At 63.4% G+C, this 23655-nt stretch carries 19 protein-coding genes and 1 pseudogene; 8 read left to right on the top strand and 12 right to left on the bottom strand.

What is annotated here, in order from left to right:
• The first annotated feature begins 18 nt into the window (after positions 1–18).
• The 3 genes and pseudogenes from AC56QX_RS22230 (at position 19) to AC56QX_RS22220 (ending at position 3120) form a co-directional block, all read left to right on the top strand.
• A pseudogene (locus tag AC56QX_RS22230) lies at positions 19–1363 on the top strand (YcjX family GTP-binding protein).
• Positions 1360–2445, top strand: coding sequence for a YcjF family protein (locus tag AC56QX_RS22225; RefSeq protein WP_497110637.1), 1086 nt, complete (start codon positions 1360–1362; stop codon positions 2443–2445). The pseudogene AC56QX_RS22230 and the gene AC56QX_RS22225 overlap by 4 nt, the downstream one beginning before the upstream one ends.
• Before the next feature lie 123 nt (positions 2446–2568).
• Complete coding sequence (locus AC56QX_RS22220) at positions 2569–3120, top strand: hypothetical protein (RefSeq protein ID WP_497110636.1); 552 nt, start codon at positions 2569–2571, stop codon at positions 3118–3120.
• Positions 3121–3214: 94 nt separating this feature from the next.
• On the opposite strand, the gene AC56QX_RS22215 is transcribed toward AC56QX_RS22220, so the two are convergent.
• A complete protein-coding gene (locus AC56QX_RS22215) occupies positions 3215–3481 on the bottom strand; it encodes a hypothetical protein (protein ID WP_095200069.1) in 267 nt (88 codons plus the stop codon).
• A gap of 342 nt (positions 3482–3823) precedes the next feature.
• Between AC56QX_RS22215 and AC56QX_RS22210 the strand changes: the two genes are divergently transcribed.
• Together AC56QX_RS22210 and AC56QX_RS22205 are read left to right on the top strand one after the other, a co-directional pair.
• On the top strand, positions 3824–5659 hold the full coding sequence (locus AC56QX_RS22210; RefSeq protein WP_497110635.1) for a monovalent cation:proton antiporter-2 (CPA2) family protein: 1836 nt from the start codon (positions 3824–3826) through the stop codon (positions 5657–5659).
• Between the two features lie 15 nt (positions 5660–5674).
• On the top strand, positions 5675–6220 hold the full coding sequence (locus AC56QX_RS22205) for a DUF924 family protein (protein ID WP_497110634.1): 546 nt from the start codon (positions 5675–5677) through the stop codon (positions 6218–6220).
• A gap of 26 nt (positions 6221–6246) precedes the next feature.
• On the opposite strand, the gene folK is transcribed toward AC56QX_RS22205, so the two are convergent.
• The 3 genes from folK to folP form a co-directional block, all read right to left on the bottom strand.
• Positions 6247–6759: a 2-amino-4-hydroxy-6-hydroxymethyldihydropteridine diphosphokinase gene (folK, locus tag AC56QX_RS22200; RefSeq protein ID WP_497110633.1), complete on the bottom strand. Its 513-nt coding sequence runs from the start codon at positions 6757–6759 to the stop codon at positions 6247–6249.
• Entirely contained in the window at positions 6743–7102 is a 360-nt protein-coding gene (folB, locus tag AC56QX_RS22195) for a dihydroneopterin aldolase (RefSeq protein WP_172228641.1), read from the bottom strand. Before folB ends, folK begins: the two co-directional genes overlap by 17 nt.
• A 70-nt stretch (positions 7103–7172) precedes the next feature.
• Positions 7173–8057 (bottom strand): dihydropteroate synthase, encoded by an 885-nt coding sequence (folP, locus tag AC56QX_RS22190; protein ID WP_497110632.1) that lies wholly within the window; start codon positions 8055–8057, stop codon positions 7173–7175.
• A gap of 102 nt (positions 8058–8159) precedes the next feature.
• Between folP and AC56QX_RS22185 the strand changes: the two genes are divergently transcribed.
• Together AC56QX_RS22185 and AC56QX_RS22180 are read left to right on the top strand one after the other, a co-directional pair.
• A complete protein-coding gene (locus AC56QX_RS22185) occupies positions 8160–8780 on the top strand; it encodes a DUF922 domain-containing Zn-dependent protease (protein ID WP_497110631.1) in 621 nt (206 codons plus the stop codon).
• Between the two features lie 231 nt (positions 8781–9011).
• The gene (locus tag AC56QX_RS22180; RefSeq protein ID WP_497110630.1) at positions 9012–10493 is read left to right on the top strand and encodes an MDR family MFS transporter; all 1482 of its coding nucleotides are present in this window, start codon (positions 9012–9014) and stop codon (positions 10491–10493) included.
• An 83-nt stretch (positions 10494–10576) separates the two neighbouring features.
• Here AC56QX_RS22180 and AC56QX_RS22175 read toward each other — a convergent pair whose 3' ends face one another.
• The 4 genes from AC56QX_RS22175 to AC56QX_RS22160 form a co-directional block, all read right to left on the bottom strand.
• Entirely contained in the window at positions 10577–11608 is a 1032-nt protein-coding gene (locus AC56QX_RS22175; protein ID WP_497110629.1) for an NAD(P)/FAD-dependent oxidoreductase, read from the bottom strand.
• A gap of 99 nt (positions 11609–11707) precedes the next feature.
• Entirely contained in the window at positions 11708–12028 is a 321-nt protein-coding gene (locus AC56QX_RS22170) for a 2Fe-2S iron-sulfur cluster-binding protein (protein ID WP_027044661.1), read from the bottom strand.
• Between the two features lie 100 nt (positions 12029–12128).
• Positions 12129–12497 carry an Hpt domain-containing protein gene (locus AC56QX_RS22165; protein WP_172228633.1) on the bottom strand — a complete coding sequence of 123 codons (369 nt, stop codon included), beginning with the start codon at positions 12495–12497 and terminating at the stop codon, positions 12129–12131.
• Between the two features lie 250 nt (positions 12498–12747).
• A complete protein-coding gene (locus AC56QX_RS22160; RefSeq protein WP_497110628.1) occupies positions 12748–13482 on the bottom strand; it encodes a hypothetical protein in 735 nt (244 codons plus the stop codon).
• Between AC56QX_RS22160 and AC56QX_RS22155 the strand changes: the two genes are divergently transcribed.
• The gene (locus AC56QX_RS22155; RefSeq protein ID WP_497110626.1) at positions 13481–19366 is read left to right on the top strand and encodes a kinesin; all 5886 of its coding nucleotides are present in this window, start codon (positions 13481–13483) and stop codon (positions 19364–19366) included. The two genes, AC56QX_RS22160 and AC56QX_RS22155, sit on opposite strands and share 2 nt — an antisense overlap.
• A 139-nt stretch (positions 19367–19505) precedes the next feature.
• Here the strand turns inward: AC56QX_RS22155 and AC56QX_RS22150 are convergent, their stop codons facing one another.
• The 4 genes from AC56QX_RS22150 to AC56QX_RS22135 are packed head-to-tail and all read right to left on the bottom strand — an operon-like array spanning position 19506 to position 23582.
• Positions 19506–20156: an ABC-type transport auxiliary lipoprotein family protein gene (locus AC56QX_RS22150; RefSeq protein WP_497110624.1), complete on the bottom strand. Its 651-nt coding sequence runs from the start codon at positions 20154–20156 to the stop codon at positions 19506–19508.
• A 37-nt stretch (positions 20157–20193) separates the two neighbouring features.
• Entirely contained in the window at positions 20194–21567 is a 1374-nt protein-coding gene (locus tag AC56QX_RS22145; protein WP_497110622.1) for an MlaD family protein, read from the bottom strand.
• Between the two features lie 14 nt (positions 21568–21581).
• Positions 21582–22391: an ABC transporter ATP-binding protein gene (locus AC56QX_RS22140; RefSeq protein ID WP_497110621.1), complete on the bottom strand. Its 810-nt coding sequence runs from the start codon at positions 22389–22391 to the stop codon at positions 21582–21584.
• A 3-nt stretch (positions 22392–22394) separates the two neighbouring features.
• On the bottom strand, positions 22395–23582 hold the full coding sequence (locus AC56QX_RS22135; RefSeq protein WP_497110620.1) for an ABC transporter permease: 1188 nt from the start codon (positions 23580–23582) through the stop codon (positions 22395–22397).
• Between the last annotated feature and the right edge of the window lie 73 nt (positions 23583–23655).

The raw sequence follows: 23655 nt of genomic DNA, 5'->3' as shown, positions 1-23655 counted from the left end.
TCGCGCGCCGGCAAGACGGTGTTCATCTCCGCGCTGGTCCACAATCTGATCCATGGCGGACGCCTGCCGCTGTTCGAGGCGCAGAAATCCGGGCGCATCGCGCGCGCCTTCCTCGAAGAGCAGCCTGACGATGCCGTGCCGCGCTTCCAGTACGAGGACCACATCGCCGCATTGGTCAACGACCGCGTCTGGCCCGATCTCGACGCGCGCCATTTCAGAACTGCGGCTGACCATCGAATACGAATCAGCCTCCGGCTGGAGCCGCATGTTCTCCTCCGGCAAACTGTCGGTCGATATCGTCGATTATCCCGGCGAATGGCTGCTCGACCTGCCGCTGCTCGGCAAATCCTTCGCCGATTTTTCGCGTGAGGCCATCGAGATGGCCACTTTGCCGGTGCGCGAGGATCTTTCGCGGGCCTGGCGAGCGATTTCAGCCGAGATCGACCCGAATGCCGACGCCGACGAGATGACCGCACGCCGCCTGGCCGAAAGCTTCGCCGCCTATCTCAAGGCCTGCAAGCTCGACGAACGCGCGCTTTCGACCCTGCCGCCCGGCCGCTTCCTGATGCCAGGCGACCTCGAAGGTTCGCCCGCGCTGACCTTCGCGCCGCTGGCCGGCCTCGACAGGCGTCCGCGCCCGGGATCGCTGCACGCCATGATGGAGAGGCGCTACGAAGCCTACAAGACGCATGTCGTGAAGCCCTTCTTCCGCGAACACATCACGCGTCTGGACCGCCAGATCGTGCTGATCGATGCCATGCAGGCGCTGAACGCTGGCCCCGGCGCCATGGCTGACCTCGAGCGCGCCGTGACCGAGATTCTCAGCTGTTTCCGCCCTGGCCGGGGCAGCTTCCTCACCGATCTCTTTTCGCGGCGCATCGACCGCATCCTGGTCGCCGCCACCAAAGCCGATCACCTGCACCACGAAAGCCATGACCGGTTGCAGGCGATCGTGCGGCGACTGGCCGACCGTGCCGTGGCACGGGCGAACTTCACTGGCGCGGATGTCGACGTGGTCGCCATGGCGGCGGTGCGGGCGACCCGCGAGGGCATGGTCAAGCAGGGCCGCGAGACGTTGCCGGTCATCATCGGCACGCCGATCGCCGGCGAGCAGATCAACGGCGAAACGTTTGATGGAAAGACGGAAACGGCCATATTTCCCGGCGACTTACCGGAAAAGATTGATGCAGTGTTCGATACGTCGGGTCCCGACCACCGGCAGGACTCCACGGATCCGGCAATCCGCTTTGTCCGGTTCCGTCCGCCAAAACTCGAACGCACGGCCGAAGGCGTCACGTTATCTTTGCCGCATATCAGGCTCGACCGTGCCCTGCAGTTCCTGATCGGAGACCATCTGGCATGATCGCGCCCCGCAAGCCGGCGGCATTCCGCATCGAGCCGGAAGCCGCGCCAACGCAAGAGGCGTCAAAGACGCGCCAGGCCGACCCTTCGCGCAAACCCCGCGTGATGAAGACCGATGTCGCGCTGGTCATACCGGCCGAGGTCGACGTCTTCGACGAACCCGACATCATTGCCGCCGAACCGCCGCCGGCGGTAGCCCCCAGGAAGCGCTCGCTGTTCGGCAGCATCTTCGTTGGCGCCATCGGCGTGCTGGTGTCGCTGGCTGTCGGCCTGTGGACCGACCAGCTGATCCGCGATCTCTTCGCCCGCGCCGAATGGCTGGGCTGGCTGGCCGCCGGCATGGCCGTTATCGCGCTGCTGGCGCTTCTGGTGATCCTGATCCGCGAATTCCTGGCCATCGCCCGCCTCGCCGAAGTCGAAAAACTGCAAAAACGTGCGCTCGATGCCATCGCGCGCGACGACCCCAAGGCGGCCCGATCGGTGGTCGACGAGCTTTCGGCTTTCGTCGCGGCCAAGCCCGAGACCGCGGCCGGCCGGCGCGCACTGGCCGAACTGCGCGGCGAAATCATCGACGGCGGCAATCTGGTGCGCCTGGCCGAAGCGGAAATTCTCGGCCCCCTCGATGCCAGGGCAAAGGTGATGATTCACGAGGCCGCCAAACGCGTCTCACTGGTGACGGCGGTCAGCCCGCGCGCACTCGTCGATGTCGCCTATGTCGTGTTCGAGGCCGGACGCCTCATTCGCCGCCTCTCGGAACTCTATGGCGGACGGCCGGGAACGCTGGGTTTCTTCCGCCTGGCGCGCAGCGTGCTGGCGCATCTGGCGGTCACCGGTTCGATCGCCGTCGGCGACAGTTTCGTCCAGCAGATCGTCGGCCATGGGCTGGCTGCGCGGCTTTCGGCCAAGCTTGGCGAGGGCGTCGTCAACGGCATGATGACGGCGCGCATCGGCATCGCGGCGATGGAAACGGCGCGCCCCCTGCCCTTCAGTGCGGCGAAGCGCCCGGGGCTGGGCGATTTCCTCTCGGCACTGACATCGTTTGCCACGAAGAAGGACACCGAGACATCAGGCCCCGGCAAATAGCGTTTTACGCGTCGGGACGGTGAACGGATCGCGGTTTCGAGGCCCCGCAGTGACGAAGCATTAACCAATCTTCTTCATGGTCAAACCGGTTCCAAACAGCATCTTTGTTGCCGGGTGTCGTCGATGAAAAGCGTAATTCTGTCCAGCGTCTTGCCCCTGGCCGTCGCGATCACAGCAGTCGTCGGTGTCGCCTCGGGGGCTTCTGCCACAGAGCCGGACAAGCAGTTCTTCCAGTCGGCCGAAGGCAAATGGGTTGGCCCGGGCGAAATCGTCGCCGGCAAGTACAAGGGCACGAAATTCAACTGCAGCTTCACCGGCTCCACGCCGGACGGCAAGATGGGCATGACGCTGGACGGCGGCTGCCGGGTCGGCGTGTTCACCCAGCCGATGTCGGCCAAGATCGAGCGCAAGGGCCGCGATTACAAGGGTTCCTTCATGGGCGGCGCTGCCGGTTCCGGCCTCGATATCATCGGCGGCAACGTTGTCGATGCCCGCAAGGTGGTCTTCACCATCAACCGCAACCAGTTGCGCGGCGTCATGCAGGCCCGCATTCCCGACGACAATTCGATGACCGTGACGGTTGCCGTGCGTGTCCAGGACCAGCTGGTACCGGTCATCGGCATGAGCCTGAAGCGTGTCGATGCCGTCGAGGTCGGCTCCATCGCGCCGAACTGAGCGCGTAATCGCACCCTATCCCTGACACATCCCCCAAAAACAAAGAGGCGGCAGCCCATCGCCACCGCCCCCTTGAACCAGTCGAATCAGGCGCTTAGCCCTTGATGGCGGCCGTCACCTCGTCATACGCCTTACAGGCGTCGGCAAGGGTCGTGGCGCCCTGGTACTTGGTTGTCACCGCCTGGACCTTGGCGGTCAGGTCAGCCGCCTTGGACGGATCCTTGGTGATCGCTTCCTGCAGCGCGGCAGCCATGTCCTGCGCCTTCTTGGTCGCGATCTCGGCCGTGCATTCAGGCGCCTTCGAACAGGCCGAACCGGCGAGCACCGCCAGGCCGACGGCAACAAGCAAAAACTTCTTCATGTCAGTCATCTCCTCAAAGGGGCGCGACTTGATCGTCGCTCACCCTCCAATGGCCGAAGCCGAGCGTCCTTAGCCTTCGATTGTGGCAACAAGCAACGCGCGCATGGCGTAAACTTGTGTAACGCGCTTGCAATATTGTCCGGGCTGGATTCAGGCTGTTCGATCCGTGGCGAAGCCCCTATCCTTCCGGCCAGGCGCGCGACCTGAAAATCGGAATCGATTTTCGGATCGGATCATGCGCAAAATCAAACTGCTACGGCGTCCCAGCGCATCCCCAGATCCGCGCACCGCCATGGTTTTGACCGCACAGGCCGCGGTCCTCGAACGAACGGAACGGTGGGAATGGCGGTAGAAACATCGGGCAGCGATCTCATTCAGGTGGTGGCGCTGCTTGCCGCGGGCGTCGTCGCCGTTCCGATCTTCAAACGCATGGGACTCGGCTCGATCCTCGGCTATCTCGCCGCCGGCGTGGTGATCGGCCCGTTCGGCATCGGCGTTTTTTCCGAATCGGGGGCCATCCTCCATGTCGCCGAACTCGGCGTCGTCATGTTCCTGTTCATCATCGGACTGGAAATGCAGCCGTCGCGGCTCTGGGGCCTGCGCCGCGAAATCTTCGGGCTTGGTGCGCTGCAAGTAGGCGTCTGCGCGGTCTTGTTGACCGGTGTCGGAATGGCCGGCGGTTTTCCGATCTCGCAATCCTTCGTCGCCGGCGCTGGTTTCGTGCTGACTTCGACGGCGATCGTCATGCAGCTTCTCGAGGAACGCGGCGAAATCGCCTCGCCGAAAGGCCAGCGCATCGTCTCCATCCTGCTGCTGGAGGACCCGGCCATCGTGCCGCTGCTGGCTCTGATCGCGTTCCTGGCGCCAGGCGGCGCCGACACCAGCCTGTCGGAAAGGCTGACCGAGGTCGGCATCGGCCTTGCCGCGATCGTCGGACTGGTGCTGGCCGGCCGCTATCTGCTCAACCCCTTCTTCCGCATCCTGGCGGATGCCCGTGCCCGTGAGGTGATGACGGCCGCGGCCCTTCTGGTCGTGCTCGGCTCGGCGCTCGCCATGCAGCTCAGCGGCCTGTCGATGGCGATGGGCGCCTTCCTGGCCGGCGTTCTTCTGTCCGAATCCACTTTCCGCCATCAGCTCGAAGCAGACATCGAGCCGTTTCGCGGCATCCTGCTTGGCCTGTTCTTCCTGGCAGTCGGCATGTCGCTCGACCTGCATGTGGTGGCCGCGAACTGGAAGCTGATTGCCATCTATGTCGTCGCCTACATGGTGATGAAGGCGTTTGGCATCTACATCGTCGCCCGCATCCTCAAAACAGGCCATCGCGAAGCACTGGAACGCGCGGTCTTCATGGCGCAAGGCGGCGAATTCGCCTTCGTCCTTTACTCCGCCGCCGCTGCTGTCGGCATCATCGACAGCAACGCCAACGCGACGCTCACGGCGATCGTCATCATCTCCATGGTGCTGACGCCGCTGGCGATTATCGCCTTGCGCTATATCACCCCGCGCGACGAGCAGTCGCTCGACGGCGTCGATGTCGCCGACGGCCTGACCGGCAGCGTGCTGGTCATCGGCTTCGGCCGCTTCGGCCAGATCGCCAGCCAGCCACTGCTGCTGCGCGGCATCGACGTTTCGATCATCGACAATGATGTCGAGATGATCCAGGCGGCCGCCGATTTCGGCTTCAAGGTCTATTATGGCGATGGCACACGACTCGACATCCTGCGCGCCGCCGGCGCTGGTCAGGCGCGCGCCGTGCTGATCTGCGTCGACAAGGCTGATGCCGCCGTTCGCATCGCCGAACTCGTCAAGGCTGAATTTCCCTTGCTGACCGTGCTGGCGCGCGCCTTCGATCGCGGCACGGCGCTGCAGCTCATCCGCGCCGGCGTCGACTATCAGCTGCGCGAGACCTTCGAATCGGCGCTGGTTTTCGGCGGCTCGGCGCTGGAATCGCTTGGCGTTGACCCTGAAGACGTAGCTGAAACGATCGAAGACGTCAGGCGCCGCGACAACGACCGCTTTGAAACCCAGCTCGCCGAAGGCATCCGCGCCGGCCAACGCTTCTTGCGGGGCAATATCGGCACGCCGATTCCGACACCGCTCTCAACGCCGCGCCGCCCCGGTCAGGCCCTCAACGAGGAGACTGCCGGCGTTCTGCACAAATCCGAAACGGCCGATTGAACTAAGGAATCCTGCATGGAATTGGACAGCCGGGCCCTGTCGGTCACTAAATTCTGGCGTGACGCCGGCGAGGATGCATGGTTCGAAAAGAACGAGGCTTTCGACGCCGATTTCCGCGACCGCTTTCTCGACCTGCACTATGCCGCCGCGCGGCGCGAATGCGACGACTGGTCAGGCCATGCCGAAGGCTCGCTGGCGCTGATGATCCTGCTCGACCAGTTTCCGCGCAATTGCTTTCGCGGCACCGGCCATATGTACGCGACCGACCCGCTGGCGAAGCATTTCGCTCAAAAGGCGGTCAAGGCCGGGCATGATCTGGCGCTGGAACCGGAAGTCCGCGTGTTCCTGTATTTGCCGTTTGAACACGCGGAAGACCTTTCCGATCAGGACATTTCGGTCGAACTGCACACCGCCAAGGCCGAGTTCAACCTGAAATACGCGCTGGAGCATCGCGACATCATACAGCGCTTCGGCCGCTTTCCGCACCGCAACAAGATGCTCGGCCGTGAGACGACACCGCAGGAGCAGGCTTTTCTCGATGAAGGCGGCTTCTCCGGCTGATCGCTACGACGGCCGCAGCGAAGAGCTCAGGTCAGCCACCAATCCCGACCGGACGTCAGACGTTCGATGCCTGATGTCTCTACCGCAGCCAATCGCTCCGACACGCTTCGCCCGCCGACGGCAAGATCCGGCGCGATCTCGGCCAGCGGCGCCAGCACGAAAGCGCGCTCCAGCATGCGCGGATGCGGCACTTCCAGCCCCGTCTCGTGGATGACGCGCTCGCCGAACACCAGTATGTCGATATCGATCAGCCGCGGCCCCCAGCGCTCCTCGCGCACCCGCTTCAACTTGCGCTCGGCGTCGAGGCAGAGGTCGAGCAGCGCCCGTGGCGAGAGCCCCGTCGACAGTTCGGCGGCGGCGTTGAGGAAATCCGGCTGGTCGAGCTTGCCCCAGGGCGGCGTACGGTAGAGCGAGGAGACGGCGGTGACACGCGTATCCGCATCGGCGTCGAGAATGCGCAGCGCCGCCGCCATCGAGGCAGCCGGATCGCCCAGATTGCCGCCGAGGCTGAGGTAGACGGTGTTATTCGGGCCAGACAACGGTCACCTCGACATAATCGAGCACGCCGGGCACCGGCGCGTTCGGCTTGCGCACGGTGATTTCGGCCCTCCTGATCTGGGGAAATCGCTCCGTCAGCGCCTTTGCCACTTCCATTGCCAGGGCCTCGATCAGGAAGCGCCGCTCGCCGGTGATGATCTTCTCGATCACCGTGAAGGCAATGCCGTAGTTGACGGTCTCCCCGATGGCGTCGTCGACAAGCGCGCGGCCGGGTTCGACCGACAGCACCGCGTCGACATAGAAACGCTGGCCGAGCGCCTCCTCCTCGTCGAGTACGCCATGTCGAGCAAAGAAGGCACAGTTCTTCAAGCGGATGACATACATGGCTCAGCGTCCCGATCTAGAGCGACGTGCGTCCACTTGGACGCACAAAGTACGCTCTACACTTTTAAATCTACGCATCGTTCTTTCCGAAAATCGATTCCGATTTTCGGGCCGATGCGGCGTTTTCAAGAGCCAGCATAGCATCCGCCACGGCAAGCGCGTCCACGTTGATTGCGACATCGTGGACGCGAAACAGATGCGCCCCCTTGAGCCTGAGAATGACGCTGGTCGCCGCCGTCCCGGCAGCGCGGTCAGCCGCATCGCGGCCGGTGACGGCGCCGATGAAGCGTTTTCGCGAGGTGCCGGCCATCAGCGGAAAGCCAAGCGCATGGAGCTCGGAAAACCGCGCCATCAGGTCGAGATTTTCCTGCGCCGTCTCCTTGGCGAAGCCGAAGCCGGGATCGAGCACGATGCGATCGTCCGCAACGCCGTTGCGACGGGCGATCTCCAGCGATTTTTCCAGGAACACAAACTGGTCGGCGATCACGTCTGCCAGTTTCTCACGGTCCCGCCCGGTATGCATGATGATGAGCCCGGCGCCGGTTTCGGCGGCGATCCGCGCAATGTCGGGCTCGCGCTGCAGGCCCCAGACATCGTTGACGATATGCGCGCCGGCGGCCACCGCGAGCCGCGCTGTCTCGGTACGATAGGTGTCGACCGAGATCAGTGCCTCATTGGCGCTCGCCAGCGCCTCGATCACCGGCAGGATACGCGCCTGTTCCTCGCTGGCCGATATGGCGGCAGCACCCGGCCGGGTCGATTCGCCACCGACGTCGATAATCCCTGCCCCTTCCCCGACCATGCGACGCGCCTGGGTCAGTGCCGCTTCGGGCGCATCAAACAGGCCGCCGTCGGAAAAACTGTCGGGGGTGACGTTGAGGATGCCGACGACCACGGCCTTGCCGCCAAGGTCGACATGGCGTCCATGCGCCAGCTGCCATCGCCTCGCCGTCATTGCTCGTCTACCATGGGCTCATCAACGATGTGTGATCCGCAAAGGATCAATTCCGTTGCGTCGGCAACGGCCGTAAAGCAAGGTGGTGGAAGAGGCAATACGATGAAACGATCCCTGCTTTGCGCGCTGCTGCTTGCCGTGACCGCCGTCCCGGCGGGCGCGGCCAATCTGGTGAAAACATACAGCTATTTTTCCATTGGCGGCAGCACGCTCGAAGACATTGAGAAGCAGCTCTCCAAACATGGACCGCAGGTCAAAAGCACGGGCTCGCGCCACCCCGGCGCCACCCAGATGGCCTTCACCACCCGTATCAGCTACGCAAGGCAGGCTGGCTCTTGCCGGATCGCCGACGCCGCCGTGACCGTCAAGGTCAAGGTGATCCTTCCGGAATGGCGCCGCCCGCGCAAGGCAGACCCCGATGTGAAGCTGTTTTGGGATACGCTGGCTGCCGACATCAAGCGTCACGAAGAACGCCATGTCGAGATCGCCAAGAACTATGGCCGCCGGTTGGAAGACGCGCTGAAGGCGACCTATCCGCAGAAGGATTGCGGTGCGGCCAAGGCCAAGGCGGCCGAGATCACCGCCGCCATCCTCGCCAGGCACGACCGCGCCCAGGTGCAGTTCGATCGCGTCGAAAGCGTCAATTTCGAAAGCCGCATCCTGCGGCTCATGCGTTATCGCATCCAGCGCATCGAGAATGGCCAGTTGCCGCCACCGGCCTGAATTTCGGCGGCGAAGCTGATGGCGCCAACGCAGGCCAACCACGCCGAAGCGTAGTGCCAGCTTCGAAAAATTTTCGAGCAGAGGTCGAAATCGGCTTATACGGAACGACATATCACGGGGTTGGCAGGGCACAACCTTCGAGGCACGAGCACCACGACCGATCACGCGGCGGACACACCAGGCAAGCCCAACGGTGACCCGGATAGCGCGCAAAGCACATGGACAACGACTATGGACCAGGCTGCCGACAAGCAGACAATGGCGGCTGCCGCCACACCACTGACCGAGAGCGAGAAGAACGCCATCATCGGCGGCGTTCTGCTGTCGATGCTGCTGGCCGCACTTGACCAGACCATCGTCGCGCCGGCCATGCCGACCATCGGGCGCTCGCTCGGCCATGCCGAATACCTGCCATGGATCGTCACCGGCTACCTCCTGACGGCAACCGCCGTGGCGCCGCTCTACGGCAAGATTTCCGATGTCTATGGCCGTCGGCCGACCGTCTATGCGGCAATCCTTATCTTTCTCGCCGGATCGCTGGTCAGCGCAATGGCTCCCAACATGTTCGTCCTTGTCCTGGGACGCGCCATCCAGGGCGCCGGTGGCGGCGGCCTTTTTGCCCTGACGCAGACGGTGGTCGGAGACCTTGTGCCGCCGCGAGAGCGAGCGCGCTATGCGGCGTGGTTCTCCGGTACGTGGGCCGTCGCCAGCGTCGCCGGGCCGCTGCTGGGCGGCACCTTCGCCCAACATCTGCACTGGTCGCTCATCTTCTGGATCAATATCCCGCTGGGCTTCCTTGCGATGGCGATCATCAACAAGCCGCTCAAGAAGCTGCCGATCGCCGCCAAGAATCACAGCATCGATGGTCTTGGCGCGTTGCTTCTCATCGTGGCAACGGCCCTGCTGCTGCTGGCGCTGAACTGGGGCGGCAGCGCCTACCCCTGGTTATCGCGGGAAGTCATTGGCGTCCTGGCCTGCTCCGCCGTTTTCTGGGGCGCCTTTGCCCTGCGCTTGATGCGAGCCGCCGAACCGCTCATCTCGCTCGAGGTGCTGGGCAATCCGATCGTCCTGGCCGGCACTCTGTCGATGTTCCTGTTCCAGGCCTCCAGCGTCGGCCTTGCCGTCTACTTGCCTGTGTATCTGCAGTCGATACTTGGCCTGACGGCGAGCCAGTCGGGCATTGCGATGCTTGGCCTTCTGCTTGGAACCGTGGGCGGCGCCGCTTCCAGCGGCCGCCTGATACCGCGCTTCACCCATTACAAGCGCATCGCGATGACCGGCGTCATCTTCGCCTCGCTGTGCATGGGCCTCTTGGCCATTGTCGCCGGCCATGCATCGCTGCTTGTCGTCGAAGTGCTGACCATCTGCATCGGATTGGGAACCGGGACGACATTTCCCGTAACCACCGTCTCCGTGCAGAACGCCGTCGATCGCATGCACCTTGGCGTAGCAACGGGCGTGCTGACCTTCCTGCGTTCGCTGGGCAGTGCGTTGGGGGTCGCGATTCTTGGCGCCGTCGCTCTGGGCTTTGGGTTGCCACTGGCCGGCGAAGGCGTGCAGATGGCTGGACATGCCGTATCCGTCCAACCCTTCATGATGATCTTTCTCGTTGCGGCCGCCACTTTGGTCCTGGGGCTCATCACTCTGACGCTGATGCCCGAGAAAGAGCTTCGCGGTCATGTCGACAATCCGGCGCCGATCCTGGCGGAGTAAGCAGCAATTCCAGGAAAAGTGCAAAACGGTTTTCTGGGAAAAGCGCATGGCGCTTTCCCTTGGGAATTGCATCAGAAAAAGCTCTAGCCGGAGACGCCGAGCTTCTTCTGCAGGCTAGTTGATGATGTCGTGTACTGGAACACAATCCGTTCGCCGGGGCTGATGATGCGCTTGGCGGCCTGCGCCATCAGCGCCACTTCATGGAAGCCCGACAGGATCAGCTTCAGCTTGCCCGGATACCAGTTGATGTCGCCGACCGCGAAAATGCCGGGCACCGACGTCTGGAACTTCTCGGTGTCGACCGGGATCAGGTTTTCATGGAGATTGAGCCCCCATTCCGCGATCGGCCCGAGCTTCATGGTCAGACCAAAGAACGGCAGCATACGCGTGCATGGCACTTCGATATCGCCGTCCGGACCGCCCTTGATGGTGGCCGACGACAACTGGCCGTCGGCGCCGGTCAGCCCGGTCACCTGGCCGACCCTGAATTCCAGTTCCTTCATCTCGTGCATGGCATACATCTTGTTGACGCTGTCGGGCGCGGCGCGAAATTCGGGGCGCCGATGGACCAGCGTCACGCTCTTTGCCACCGGCTGCAGGTTCAGCGTCCAGTCGAGCGCCGAGTCTCCGCCGCCGACAATGACGAGATCGTGGCCGCGAAAATCCTCCATCCGGCGCACCGAATAGAAGACGCTCTTGCCTTCATAGGGCTCGATGCCCGGGATCGGCGGCCGCTTCGGCCGGAACGAGCCGCCGCCGGCGGCGATGACCACCACCTTGGCCTCGAACACCTCGTTCTCGTCGGTGGTGACGCGAAAGCTGCCATCCTCCAGCTTTTCGAGGCTGGAGACCATGCGATTGTAGGTGAAGTCGGGTTTGAACGGATGGATCTGCTCGAGCAGCTTGTCGACCAGCCCTTGCGCCGAGATCGAAGGCCAGCCGGGGATGTCGTAGATCGGCTTTTCCGGATAGAGTTCCGCGCATTGGCCGCCTGGCCGGTCGAGAATATCGATCAGGTGGCACTTCATGTCGAACAGGCCAAGCTCGAACACGGCGAACAGGCCGACAGGCCCTGCCCCGACAATGAGAACGTCCGTCTTGATTGTTTCGGTCATGCGATGTGTCCCCTTGGGAATGGGGCGAGACTGCATGAGCCGTGGCCTGCTGCCAAGCAGCAAGTGCCAAAGAAATTGGAACGTGGGCCGAAGGCGCCTTTAGCCCTGGCGCTCCGGCACCCGCACCACCAGGCCATCGAGCGCGTCGCGCACCTTGATCTGGCAGGACAGCCGCGAATTCGGCTGGACGTCATAGGCGAAGTCCAGCATGTCCTCTTCCATCGCTTCCGGTTCACCGACTTCCGCCGTCCACGCCTCATCGACATAGACGTGGCAAGTCGCGCAGGCGCAAGCACCGCCGCACTCCGCCTCGATCCCGGGCACGGCGTTGCGGATGGCGTTTTCCATGACCGTCGAGCCGTTTTCGGCATCCATGTCAAAATGTGTGCCGTCATGGGCGATGAAGGTCAGCTTGGTCATTTGTCACCTGAAGGGAGTTACCGCCGAGATAATCACTCCGGCAGACAAGTCAACTGCCGCGCGAAAGCGCCGCTCCTTGACGTTTTTCCACAAACCAGGATCAGCGATTGATGGCGGCGATGAAATCGCGCACTTCGTCGATCAGCTTGCCAAGCCGTTTGAGTGTCTGGTTGTCTTCCGGCCGCCGCTCGATCTCGGTGGCACAATCGGCGATGGCGAAGGCGCCGACGCCGCGAGCCGACCCTTTCAATCCATGCGCCAGCAAAAGCCTGTCCTTGATGTCGGCATCGACTATTTTGTCGCGCACGGACAGCGCCTGCTGTACAAACAGCGCCAGCACTTCCTGCTCAAGGGCGCGGTCGCCCATCGTTTGCCGGGCAAGGTGTGCCAAATCGACCGGTCGGGACTGCCTGGTTCCCGATACGTCGCCCCCGGGCATTGAGAAGGCAATGCCGCTTTCGCCACGCATGAACTCGAACTCCGTTTCTTCGGTCGCCTGGAAAACTAGGCGAATCCAATGGACAACGGGTTAATGAATGGCCGGGAAAAATGTTGCGAAAGCGGCGCCCAAATCACGCTTCCGTTAACCTTATATTTAAAGTTTTACGTATCTCGCGGAATGCATGTTTTCTTTACCCCCCTGTGTCATTACGATACGAGGGGTCCATTTTCAGCCTCCTGCGCGGGGTACGACAAAGACAATTATAAGCCCGCGGCAGCTAGTACAGGGTAGCGAAGGCATGGCAAAGAAACCAACGACGACGACGAGAAATCTCGACAGCGACGTGGCCAGGGAACTGGAAAAAGCGCTCGATCTCGACCTCAGCAGCGATGTCGGCAGCGGCGATCTCGATATCGCGGCTTCGATGGAAGATCTGGAAGCGCAGATATCTCAAGCCGCCGACGAACTGGCCCGCGAGGGACGCAGCCAGAAGCCGGCCCCCGCCGCCAATCAGGCCCCCATTGCCAATCAGGCTGCGCCAAAGGCCAAGCCCGCCGAACTGCGCCCCGTCGAGACACGCAATGGCAATGGCCCGCAGCCCACGGGCTTTGCGCCGGCCAATGACGATCGTCAGAAGGACTACAAGACTCTCCTGCACAGCCTGAACAGGCGTGCCTCCAACACCGTCTATTGGATCATTGCCTTTGTCTCGCTCGCCTGGATCGCGGGCGCCGGCGGGCTGGCCAACCTGCTGTTCGGACCGAGCATCTGGCGGATCCGCACACTCGACCAGTTCCTGGCCCGTCCCGAACTGATTGGCCTCGCCATCGCGGCGATCGTGCCGATCATCCTGTTCTGGGCCTTCGCGGCGATGATTCGCCGCGCCCAGGACATGCGCATTGCCGCACAGTCGATGACTGAGGTGGCCTTCCGCCTGACCGAGCCGGAAAACATGGCGCAGGACCGCGTCATGATGATCGGCCAGTGCCGTTCGCCGCGAGGTGGCGGCCATGGGCGAAGGCATCGAACGCACGCTTGCCCGCGCCGTGGAACTGGAAACGCTGGTCCACAGCGAAGTCAACCAGATCGAGCGCTCCTATTCGGAAAACGAAACCCGCATCCGTTCGCTCGTCGACGGGCTCGGCAGCGAGCGCGAGGCGGTCGTCACCCATGCGGAGCGCGTCCGCGCCTCGATTTCGGGTGCGCATGAGACGCTCAGGGACGAAATCGGCGCTGCCAGCGACATCATCCGCGACTCGATCCTCAACGCATCGACCAAGCTGTCGATGACGATCACCAATTCCGGTGACACGCTGATCGACCGCATCAACGAAAGCTCGATGTCGATCTTCGATTCCGTGGAAGGGCGGCTCGACAACATCACCGACAGGCTGTCGACCTCTGGCGAGGCCTTCGCCAGCCTGCTCGACACGCGCATTGCCAAGCTGACGGACACGACGGACGGCCTGACCCGGTCGCTGACCGATCTGCTCGACGATCGCACCACCGGCATGGTGTCGCTGCTTGGCGGCGCCGCGCGCACGCTCAATTCGGAATTCGAAGCCAGCCTCAACGGCATCGAGCGCACGCTGGCCGAACGCGGCCAGGCACTGATCAGCGAGTTCCAGACCCGCGCCGAGGCGCTGGACACCGGCACCCAGAAGCTCAACGCCGCGCTCGAGGCCCGTGCCCGCCAGATCAACGAGACGCTGGTCGAACGCGCCCGCGAAATCGCCCATACCTTCGCCGAGAGCAAGGATACGCTGTCGGCGATGATCGATCAGGGCAAGACCCAGATCGGCGCCGACATGGCCGACATCGTCACCTCGACGTCGAGCATGCTCGAAGCCCGCGCCAGCGACTTTGCCGGGCGCATGGAAGCGGCGCGTCATGTCGTCTCGCGTTCCTTCGACAGTGACATCCAGCGGCTTGCCGACGCCCGTGTCGGCATCGAGGAAGCCGTCGAAAACCACAGCCGCAAGCTGTCCGAAAGCCGCGAACGCATGGCCGACGCCATGCAGGCGGACCTGGCGAAATTCGCCGAGGGTCGCGCCGGCATCGATGCCGCGGTGACCAACCAGGTGCAGAAGCTGGCCGAAGGCCGCACCCTGATCGCGCGCGCCCTCGAAGAGGATCTGCGCAAGGTCAACGAATCGCGTGCTGCCATCGACGCGTCGCTCGGCAGCCATCTCGAAAGGCTGGAAGAAGGCCGCAACCGGCTCTCTCTGGCTCTCAACGAAGACTCCGGGAAACTTGTACAAGCCCGTACCATCATTGACGAAATGGTCGCCGGCCACGTTGGAAAACTCGCCGAAGGCCGCAACATCCTGTCGCGCGCCCTGGAAGCAGACCTCGGCAAACTGTCCGACAGCCGCGCCAGCATTGACGGTCTGGTCGCCGGCCAGGTCGAGAAGATCGCCGAGGGCCGTGCGGTGCTCGCCAAGGCCCTGGAAAACGATATTGCCGGCATCAAGAGCCTGATCGAGGCGCATTCGACAAAGCTGGTGGAAGACCGCGGCCACCTCGGCCGTTCGCTCGAGAACGACCTCTCGGGCATCAGGAGCCTGCTTGACGATCATTCGGTCAAGCTTGCCAACGACCGCAGCCTGCTGTCGCAGACGCTCGAAGCCGACCTTGCCAAGCTGGCCGAAAGCCGCTCGAGCATCGACGGCCTCGTCGCCGGTCAGGTCGAGAAGCTGGCCGAGGGCCGCGACATTCTCAAGCGCGCCCTGGAATCGGACCTCAACACCATCAAGGGCGTCATATCGAGCCAATCGGAAAGGCTGGCGGAGGACCGCGGACAGCTTTCGCGGGTCCTGGAAGCCGACCTGCAGAATGTGAACAGCGTCATCGCCGACCACATGAACAGGCTGGTTCAGGATCGTTCGACCCTGTCGAAGGCCCTAGAGGACGACCTCGCCAAGCTGGCCGACAGCCGTTCCAGCATCGACGGTCTGGTCGCCGGTCAGGTCGAGAAGCTGTCGGAAGGTCGCGACATCCTCAAGCGCGCCCTGGAAGCCGACCTCCACACGATCAAGAACACCGTTGCCGACCAGTCGCAGAGACTGGTCGACGATCGCGCCCAGTTCGCTCGGGCGCTCGAAGCCGATCTCGAAAGCGTCAACAGCCTCGTCAACAGCCATGGCGAAAAGTTGGTGCAGGACCGGTCGACGCTGTCCAAGGCGTTGGAAGACGATCTGGCTAAACTGGCTGAGAGCCGGTCGAGCATTGACGGGCTGGTTTCGGGCCAGGTCGAGAAGCTCGCCGAAGGCCGAGATATCCTCAAGCGGGCTTTGGAAACCGACCTCAACACAATCAGAGGTGCAGTTAACGACCAGGCGCAGAAGCTTGTCGATGACCGCGCGCAGTTCGCGCGAGCTCTGGAAGCCGACCTTGAGAGCGTCAGCGGCCTGGTCAACAGCCATGCAGAGAGGCTGGTCCAGGATCGTTCGACTCTGTCGAGAGCCCTCGAGGACGATCTTGCCAAGCTGGCCGAAAGCCGCTCCAGCATCGACGGCCCGGTTGCCGGCCAGGTCGAGAAGCTGGCCGAAGGCCGCGATGTACTCAAACGCGCCCTCGAAGCCGATCTCGCCAAGCTGGCCGACAGCCGCTCGAGCATCGACGGTCTGGTCGCCGGCCAGGTCGAGAAGCTCGCCGAAGGCCGCGACATTCTCAAGCGCGCGCTGGAATCGGACCTGAACACCATCAGGGGTGTCATATCCAGCCAGTCGGAAAAGCTGGTGGAGGATCGCGGGCAGCTTTCGCGGGTCCTGGAGGCCGACCTGCAGAAGCTGACCGAAAGCCGCGGTGAGATCGACGGTATCATCGCCGGCCATGTCGGCAAGCTGGCCGAAGGCCGCGACATGCTCACCCGCGCGCTGGAAGACGATCTCGGCAAGCTTGCCGAGACCCGCAAGGACGTCGACCGCTCGTTGTCCGGCCATATCGACCAGATCGCCGCCCGGAGCACCGACATTTCGGCCGCGATCGCCGCCGATGTCGACAAGATCGAGCAGGCGTTCAGCCGTCAGACCGGCATCATCGAGGAACGCGCCGGCACCATGGAGCGTGCGCTGTCGACCGGTGTCGACAACGTCCGCAGCGTGCTCGAGAAGAGCGCGGTCTTCGTCGCCGGTGCTTTGCGTGAAAAAGTCCTGGAAGTCACCAGCACGCTGCATGAGCAGGCCGGTGCGGCCTTCAGTGACGCCGATCGCAAGATCGCCGAGCGCGCCGAGCAGACGTCCGCCGCGCTCCTGGCGCGGGCCGAAGACATCGCCCGCACCTTCGAGGAGGCCGATCGTCGCCTCCACGCCCGTGCCGAAGATACATCGAACGCCTTGCTTGCCCGCGCCGACGACACGTCCAGCTCGCTGCTGGCCCGTGCCCATGAAACCGCCGATCAGCTGGCCGCCCGCGCCGGCGAGATCGCCGGCACCTTCGACCTTGCGGACCAGAAGCTCGCCGCACGCGCCCAGGCAACCACCGACCAGTTGGCCGCCCGGGCTCAGGACACCGCGGATCATCTGGCCGCCCGTGCAAACGAGATTGCCGGCGCCTTTGACGCGGCCGACCAGAAACTGGTTGCCCGCGCAGTCGAGACGGCACAATCGCTGGCCGCACGCGCCGGCGACATCCTGCGCAACTTCGAAAGCGCCGACCAGCGGCTCGGCGTGCGCATCGGCGAATCCGCCGAGGCACTCGCGGCCCGCGCGTCGGACCTCGGCCGCATCTTCGACGCCGCCGACCAGCAGCTGGTTTCACGCATCGCGGAAGGCTCGGACGCGCTGTCCAACCGTGCTTCGGAAATCGGCCGCATCTTCGACGATGCCGACCAGCGCCTGGTCTCGCGCATCGCCGACAGCACGTCGACGATCGGCGAGCATGCGCAGACCATCGTCGGTGCTTTCGCCAGCACCGAGCAAAGGGTTGCCGACCGTGCGCGCCAGACCGGCCAGGAGATGGCCGTGCACGCCCGCGAAATCGAGCAGGCACTTGCCGGCGCCGACGAGCGTCTTGCATCGAGCGCGGCGGCCGCGGCCGCCCGTGTCGAGGAGCAGATCGCCAGCGTCGAGAACCGGCTCGCCTACACCGCGGAGGCAATGGGCCAGAAGCTCAACGAGCAGGTATCGACAGCCGAGGCGCAGCTCGTTTCGCGTGCCAACGTGATCGCCGAGACCTTCACCGCGGTTGGCCAGCATATCGGCCAGAGCACCAACGATGCCGCCAAGACGATCGGCGCCAACACCCGCGAACTCAACACCATGCTCGCGGCGCGGTCGGCCGAGATGTCGAAAATCCTCGACGAGACTGCACGGCCTCTGGTCGAGCGCTTCGCCCAGGGTGGCTCGGAACTGCAGAAGAGCATGGAAGAGGTCACCGAACGCGCCACCGAGAAGCTGCGCAGCGAGAATGCTGCCCTGGTCAACGCGCTCGCCAGCCGCACCGCAGAGACCTTGTCGGCGGTGGAAGGCGCCCGCTCGTCGCTGTCCGACAGCGTTGCCGATCTCATCGGCCGCATGACCAAGTCCAGCTCGCAGCTCGGTCAGCTGATCGAGCAGGCCGCGGTCAACCTCGGCCAGGTCGACGAACGCCTGAGCGGCAGCACGCAGAGCTTCGCGGCGACCACCGAAAAGGCGGCTCAGACCTTCGCCAGCTCGGCGCGTCTGGTCGATTCGAACACCACAAGGCTGACGGAACTGTCATCGTCGACCTTGCGCGAAGTGGCCTCGATCGCCACCAAGTTCGATGAACACAGCCGTCTGCTGGCCAGCGCGTCGGACCTGTTGAGCTCCGCCCAGAGCAACCTCGAGCACACGCTGGAAAGGCAGTCGTCGCTCGAAGACCTCGCCGTTGGCCTGGTCAAGAAGTCGGAAGATCTCGAAAGGGTCATGCGCTCGTTCGAAAACCTCGTCGGCCAGACGCTGCAGAACGCCGAAGGCAAGACGATGGAGTCGGCCGACAAGATCCGCAACGCCATCACCGACGTCGTCGATTCGGCAACCAAGCGCTTCGCCGATGCGACCGATGAGATGCGGCGCACCGCGAGCTCGATCAAGAGCGAGCTCGACCTCACCCGCGCCGAGCTCAAGAAAGGCGTCATCGAGATGCCGGAAGAGGCAAAGGAATCGACCTCTGCCATCCGCCGCGCCGTTTCCGAGCAGATCAACGCCCTGAAGGAGCTTTCGGACATCGTTGCGAAGTCCGGCCGCGGCGGCGGCGATACTGCGGAGCCACGCAACCTGCGCCCGGCGCCGCAAGCACCGGCGGCACGTCCTGCCGAGCCGCCGCGTCGTGCGCCGGCGCCGCAGCCGGAGCTTCGCACGCCCCAGGCACCTCTGGGCGGCACCGCGCTGCGCGGTACGCTCGATCTCGAGCGTCCGGCCGAAGCGGCACCGCGCCAGCGTCCTGACGCCAACGCCCGCACGCCGCAAGGCGGCTGGGTGCGTGACCTCTTGACCGCGGCGTCGAACGATGCCGAGCTCAGGCCGGCAGCACCGCCCTCGGCGCCTGCTGAAGCGCCGCGCGCGGCCCCTGCCCAGCGTTCGCCGCTGCATGTCGTGGAATCGCTCAACTCGCTCTCCGTCGACATCGCGCGGGCCATCGACCACGATGCTTCGATCGAGTTGTGGAACCGCTATCGGCGCGGCGAGCGGGACGTGTTCACGCGCCGGCTCTACACGCTGAAGGGCCAGCAGACGTTCGACGAAATCCGCCGCAAGTATCAAGGCGAGGCCGAATTCCGCGCCGCCGTCGACCGGTACTGCGACGACTTCGAGAAGCTGCTCAAGGATGTCTCGCGCAACGACCGCGACAACATCATGGCGCAGACCTACCTGACCTCGGACACCGGCAAGGTCTACACCATGCTGGCTCACGCCAGCGGCCGCCTGCACTAAGACCGCGCCCGCGCAGAAAGACAAAAGGCGGGTCGCGGCCCGCCTTTCCATTTTATCCCAGGCAGCTGACTGGTGATGTAAGACGGATCAGATACCCGTCGGTTAGCACCAGCGTCTCAGCAGGTTTCTTTGATGCGGCTCAGATCACCGAATCGGTCCAGCGAACGATCTGCTTGGCGGCATCCCCAAACGCGCTGTCGAGCGCGCTGATATAGGCAGGGTTGCCACTGCCCGAAACAGGCGCGGAAGCCGTAAAGCTCTTGGATGCGCGCACCTCGCCGTTGCGGTCGTTGAGGATGCGCACGAACAGGTCGACCTCGGCGTGTTCGCCGCCTTCGACGCGCACCTCGAAGGACCGGATCTCGACGATCACCTGGTAATCGATCGCCAGGCCCTCGCCCGGCTTGCCGACACCGGCAAAGCTGCCAGAGCGCTGGAAGGTCTCGGCCAGCCGTGCCTGCACGATCAGCGGCAGACGGTCGGCCCATTGCGCGCCCTTCAGGTACTGGATCGAGCGGTCGGAAGGCTTGATGACGATGTTCTGGCTGTCCAGCGCCTTGAGCGCCGAAGGCTGGGCGATCAAGATTTGCTTGCGGCTGTGGCCATGGGCGTCAACTGACGGCGCCGAAAGCTCGAATGTGTCGAGCGGCGCAGGCTTGCCGCCCAGTACCGCACAGCCGCCAAGAGATAGCGCAAGCAGCGCCGCAGCCGGTGTCAATCCACCCGTTCTCACCCACACCGACTTCACGCGCGATCCCCGTTGTCCCCGGATCGTAAGATCAACCCGCATCCGCAGCTCATGTTCTTGGGGCGCGCCGATGCCGAAGTCAACGTCGCGCCCTGCCATCGAATTGACGAACCTCGCCGTCGCCACCCGAAAGAATGCGCTGCGGATTGCGGCTGAGATCCGTGACCGCCTCCTCGATGCGGCTGATCGAGCGGCGGCTGTCCTGTACGAGCGCCTCTACGTTCGACAGCCCCTGGCCCGAGAAGCGCGCCAGATTGTCGGTGATGACGCCAAGCCGCGCATTCAACGTATCGGCGACCTGCTTGAACGACTTCAGCGTATCCCTGGCGTCGGCCATCACGCCATCGGCCTGTCCCGACCCGAGCAAGGTATCGACCTTGGCGAGGATGCCGTCGACACGCACCGAGGCGTCGTTGAGCCGCTGCGCCAGTTGCTTGGCGTCCTTGATCGTCTGGTCGATGTCGTCGGCCCGGTTGGCGAACTTGTTGGTCACGACGGCGATGTCGGCGGCTGCCTTGTCGGCGCTTTCACTCGCCTTCTGGATGTTGGCGAGAGCTGTGCGCACCTGCGCCGGGTCGATGCCGTCGAGCACACCATCGACCTTGGCCAGAGTGCCTTGCGTCTGCTTGGCGAAATCATTGACGGATCCGACCGCGGTGTCGACATTCTTGATCACGCCGTCGAGCTGCTGCGATGTCTCCTTGAGATTCGCGGTCACCGTGTCGACATTGGCAACAATGCTCTTGATCTTGTCCTTGTCGACAGCATTGAGAATCCCCTCGGCGGCCTTCAGCGTGCCGTCCAGCTTGCCGGAAACGCCTTTCAGTTCATCGGATAGCGCACTGACGGCGGTCAGGAACTTGTCGATGCCGTCGGAATTCTTGGCCAGTGCGTCGGAGAATGTCTGCACGTTCTGGACAGTCTGCGTCAGCGGCCCGCGAACATCCTTGGTGAAGCCCTCGAGTTCGGTCAGCACCTTGTCAGCACGAGTGAAGATGTTCTGCGCCGTCTGCAGCAGGTTGGTCACGGCCGAAGGGTTGGCGACAATCTCGGCCACCTTGCCTTCTTTCTCTGCCTGGTCGAGAAGTTTGACTTCCTTGGGATCGGCACCCTTGAGCTCGATATTGGCCTGGCCGGTGAGGTTGGCAAGGCCGAGATCGGCCTGCGTCGACTTGGTGATTGGTGTCAGCCGGTCGACTTCGGTGTCGGCGATGGCGACCGTCGGATTGTCGAGGTCGAGATAGACGCGTTTGACCACACCGACCTTGACGCCGTTGAACAGCACCAGACTGCCTGGGCCAAGGCCGGAAGCCGAACCCGGAATGCGCACGCGCAGCAGCGTGGTCTCGCCCCTGTCGCCGATCGCGGCAGTCCAATAGACAAAAGCGAACGCCGCCAGGATCGCAACGAGCGTGAAAATGCCGACAATGACGTAGTTGGCTCTGGTTTCCATGGCTTCACTTATGGCTATGCACGTGCGGCAAGATCAAGTTGCCGGGCGCGTTTTCCGCGGAAATAGGATTTCACCCACGGTTCCTCGCTCTTCAGCATGTCGTCGATAGTGCCCTCGACCAATACTTTCTTCTTGCCGAGCACCGCCACGTGGTCGCAGGCGGTAAACAGCGTATCGAGGTCATGCGTGACCATATAGACGGTCAAATCCATGGTGTCGCGCAGCTTGACGACGAGTTCGTCGAATTCGGCCGCACTGATCGGATCGAGGCCGGACGTCGGTTCGTCGAGAAAGACGATGTCCGGATCGAGCGCCAAAGCGCGAGCCAGTGCCGCGCGCTTGATCATGCCGCCGGAAAGTTCGGAGGGAAACTTCTGCGCCGCGTCCGGCGGCAGCCCGACCAGTTCGATCTTCAGCAGCGCCAGCTCGTCCATCAGCTTTTTCGGCAAGTCGAGATATTCGCGCATCGGTACCTGCACATTTTCCTGCACGGTCAGAGCCGAAAACAGCGCGCCATGCTGGAACAGCACGCCAAGCCGCATGTCGACGCGCAGACGTTCCCTGTCGCTCGCTTTATCGACATCAACGCCGAACAACTTGATCGTTCCAGATTGTTTGCGCAGCAGGCCAAGGATGGTGCGCAAAAGCACCGATTTGCCAGCGCCCGAGGCGCCGACAAAGCCTAGGATTTCGCCCCGTCTGATATCGAGCGAAAGCTTGTCGAGGATCAGCTTTCCGTCGATAGCAACGGTGACGTCACGCACCGAAAGAACGATTTCGCTGTCGTCCACTTCCTTCATTTTGATGCCATTGCCCTCCGCCATCTGTCAGAACGCGATCGCTGCGTAGAAGATGGCGAAAAGCCCATCCAGGATGATGACGACGAAGATCGACTTCACCACCGAGGCGGTCACATGCTGGCCAAGTGATTCCGCGCTGCCGCCGACCTTCATGCCTTCGACCGAGGCGATCGTGCCGATGATCATGGCCATGAAAGGCGCCTTGATCAGCCCGGCAAAGATGGTGCTGAGGTCGATGGCGATGCGCAGCCGGTCAATAAACGCCGCGGGCGTAATGCCGGAATAAAGCCAGGCGGCGGCCATACCGCCGCCAAGCGCCGCGAAATTGGCGATGATGGTCAGACAAGGCAACGCAATGACAAGCGCGACCAGCCGCGGAAACACCAGAACGCCGATCGGGTTGAGGCCGATAACCTTCAGCGCGTCGACCTCCTCGCGCATCTTCATCGAGCCTATCTCGGCGGTGATCGCGCTGCCGGAGCGGCCGGCGATCATGATTGCCGTCATCAGCACGCCGAGTTCGCGCAGGATCAGTACGCCGACCAGATCGACGACAAGGAGGTCGGCACCGAAATAGCTGAGCTGGTAGGCGCCCTGCTGGGCAACGATAGCGCCGACAATCGCCGACATCAGCACCACCACAGGAATGGCGCCGACGCCCATGCGATCGATCTGGTTGAAGATCGCCGCCGGGTTGACGGCATGGCCGCGGCCGAGCTTCATCTGCGCGCCACGGATGGTGGCGCCCAAAATATTCATCGACGCGAGGAAATCATCGCGCATCTCGTAGACGCGCCGGCCAACCGCCTCCAGGGCGCGAATGACGATGTTGGGCGGCCGCGCCGGCGCGGATTCGGGCTCGCGCCGGACAGCCTCGCTCACCGCGTCGAGCAGGATGGAAGCGATCTCGCTTTGGCCTTGCAGCCGGACCTCGACGTTCTTCTTCTCGAAGGCGCTGACCAGCCGGTCGATCAGCCACGCACCGGCGGTATCGATCTTCTCGATTTTCGAAAGATCGAGCGCCAAGGTCTTGAAACCGCTTCGTTTCTCGATTTTGCGCATGTCGGCGTCGATCAGCGCCACGGTCCGTGTCGTCCAGATTCCGGAGAACGCGCAGCCGAGAACGCCGCCCTCCTCGCCGACCGCCACGTGTGGTTGGTGGTCAGGCTCCGAGGCGGCCGTACCGCTTGCGTCGCGCTTGCCGATGGTCAACATGGCGTCCTGTTTAGCCTGACGGGTCTGACCTGTCGATTTGCCGACCACGTTTGTCGCATAGCCGGAGCAGAAA

Source organism: Mesorhizobium sp. RCAM 06353 (assembly GCF_059683585.1).
The sequence above is the reverse complement of the archived record's forward strand: the minus strand, read 5'-3'. Positions and strand labels throughout refer to the sequence as shown.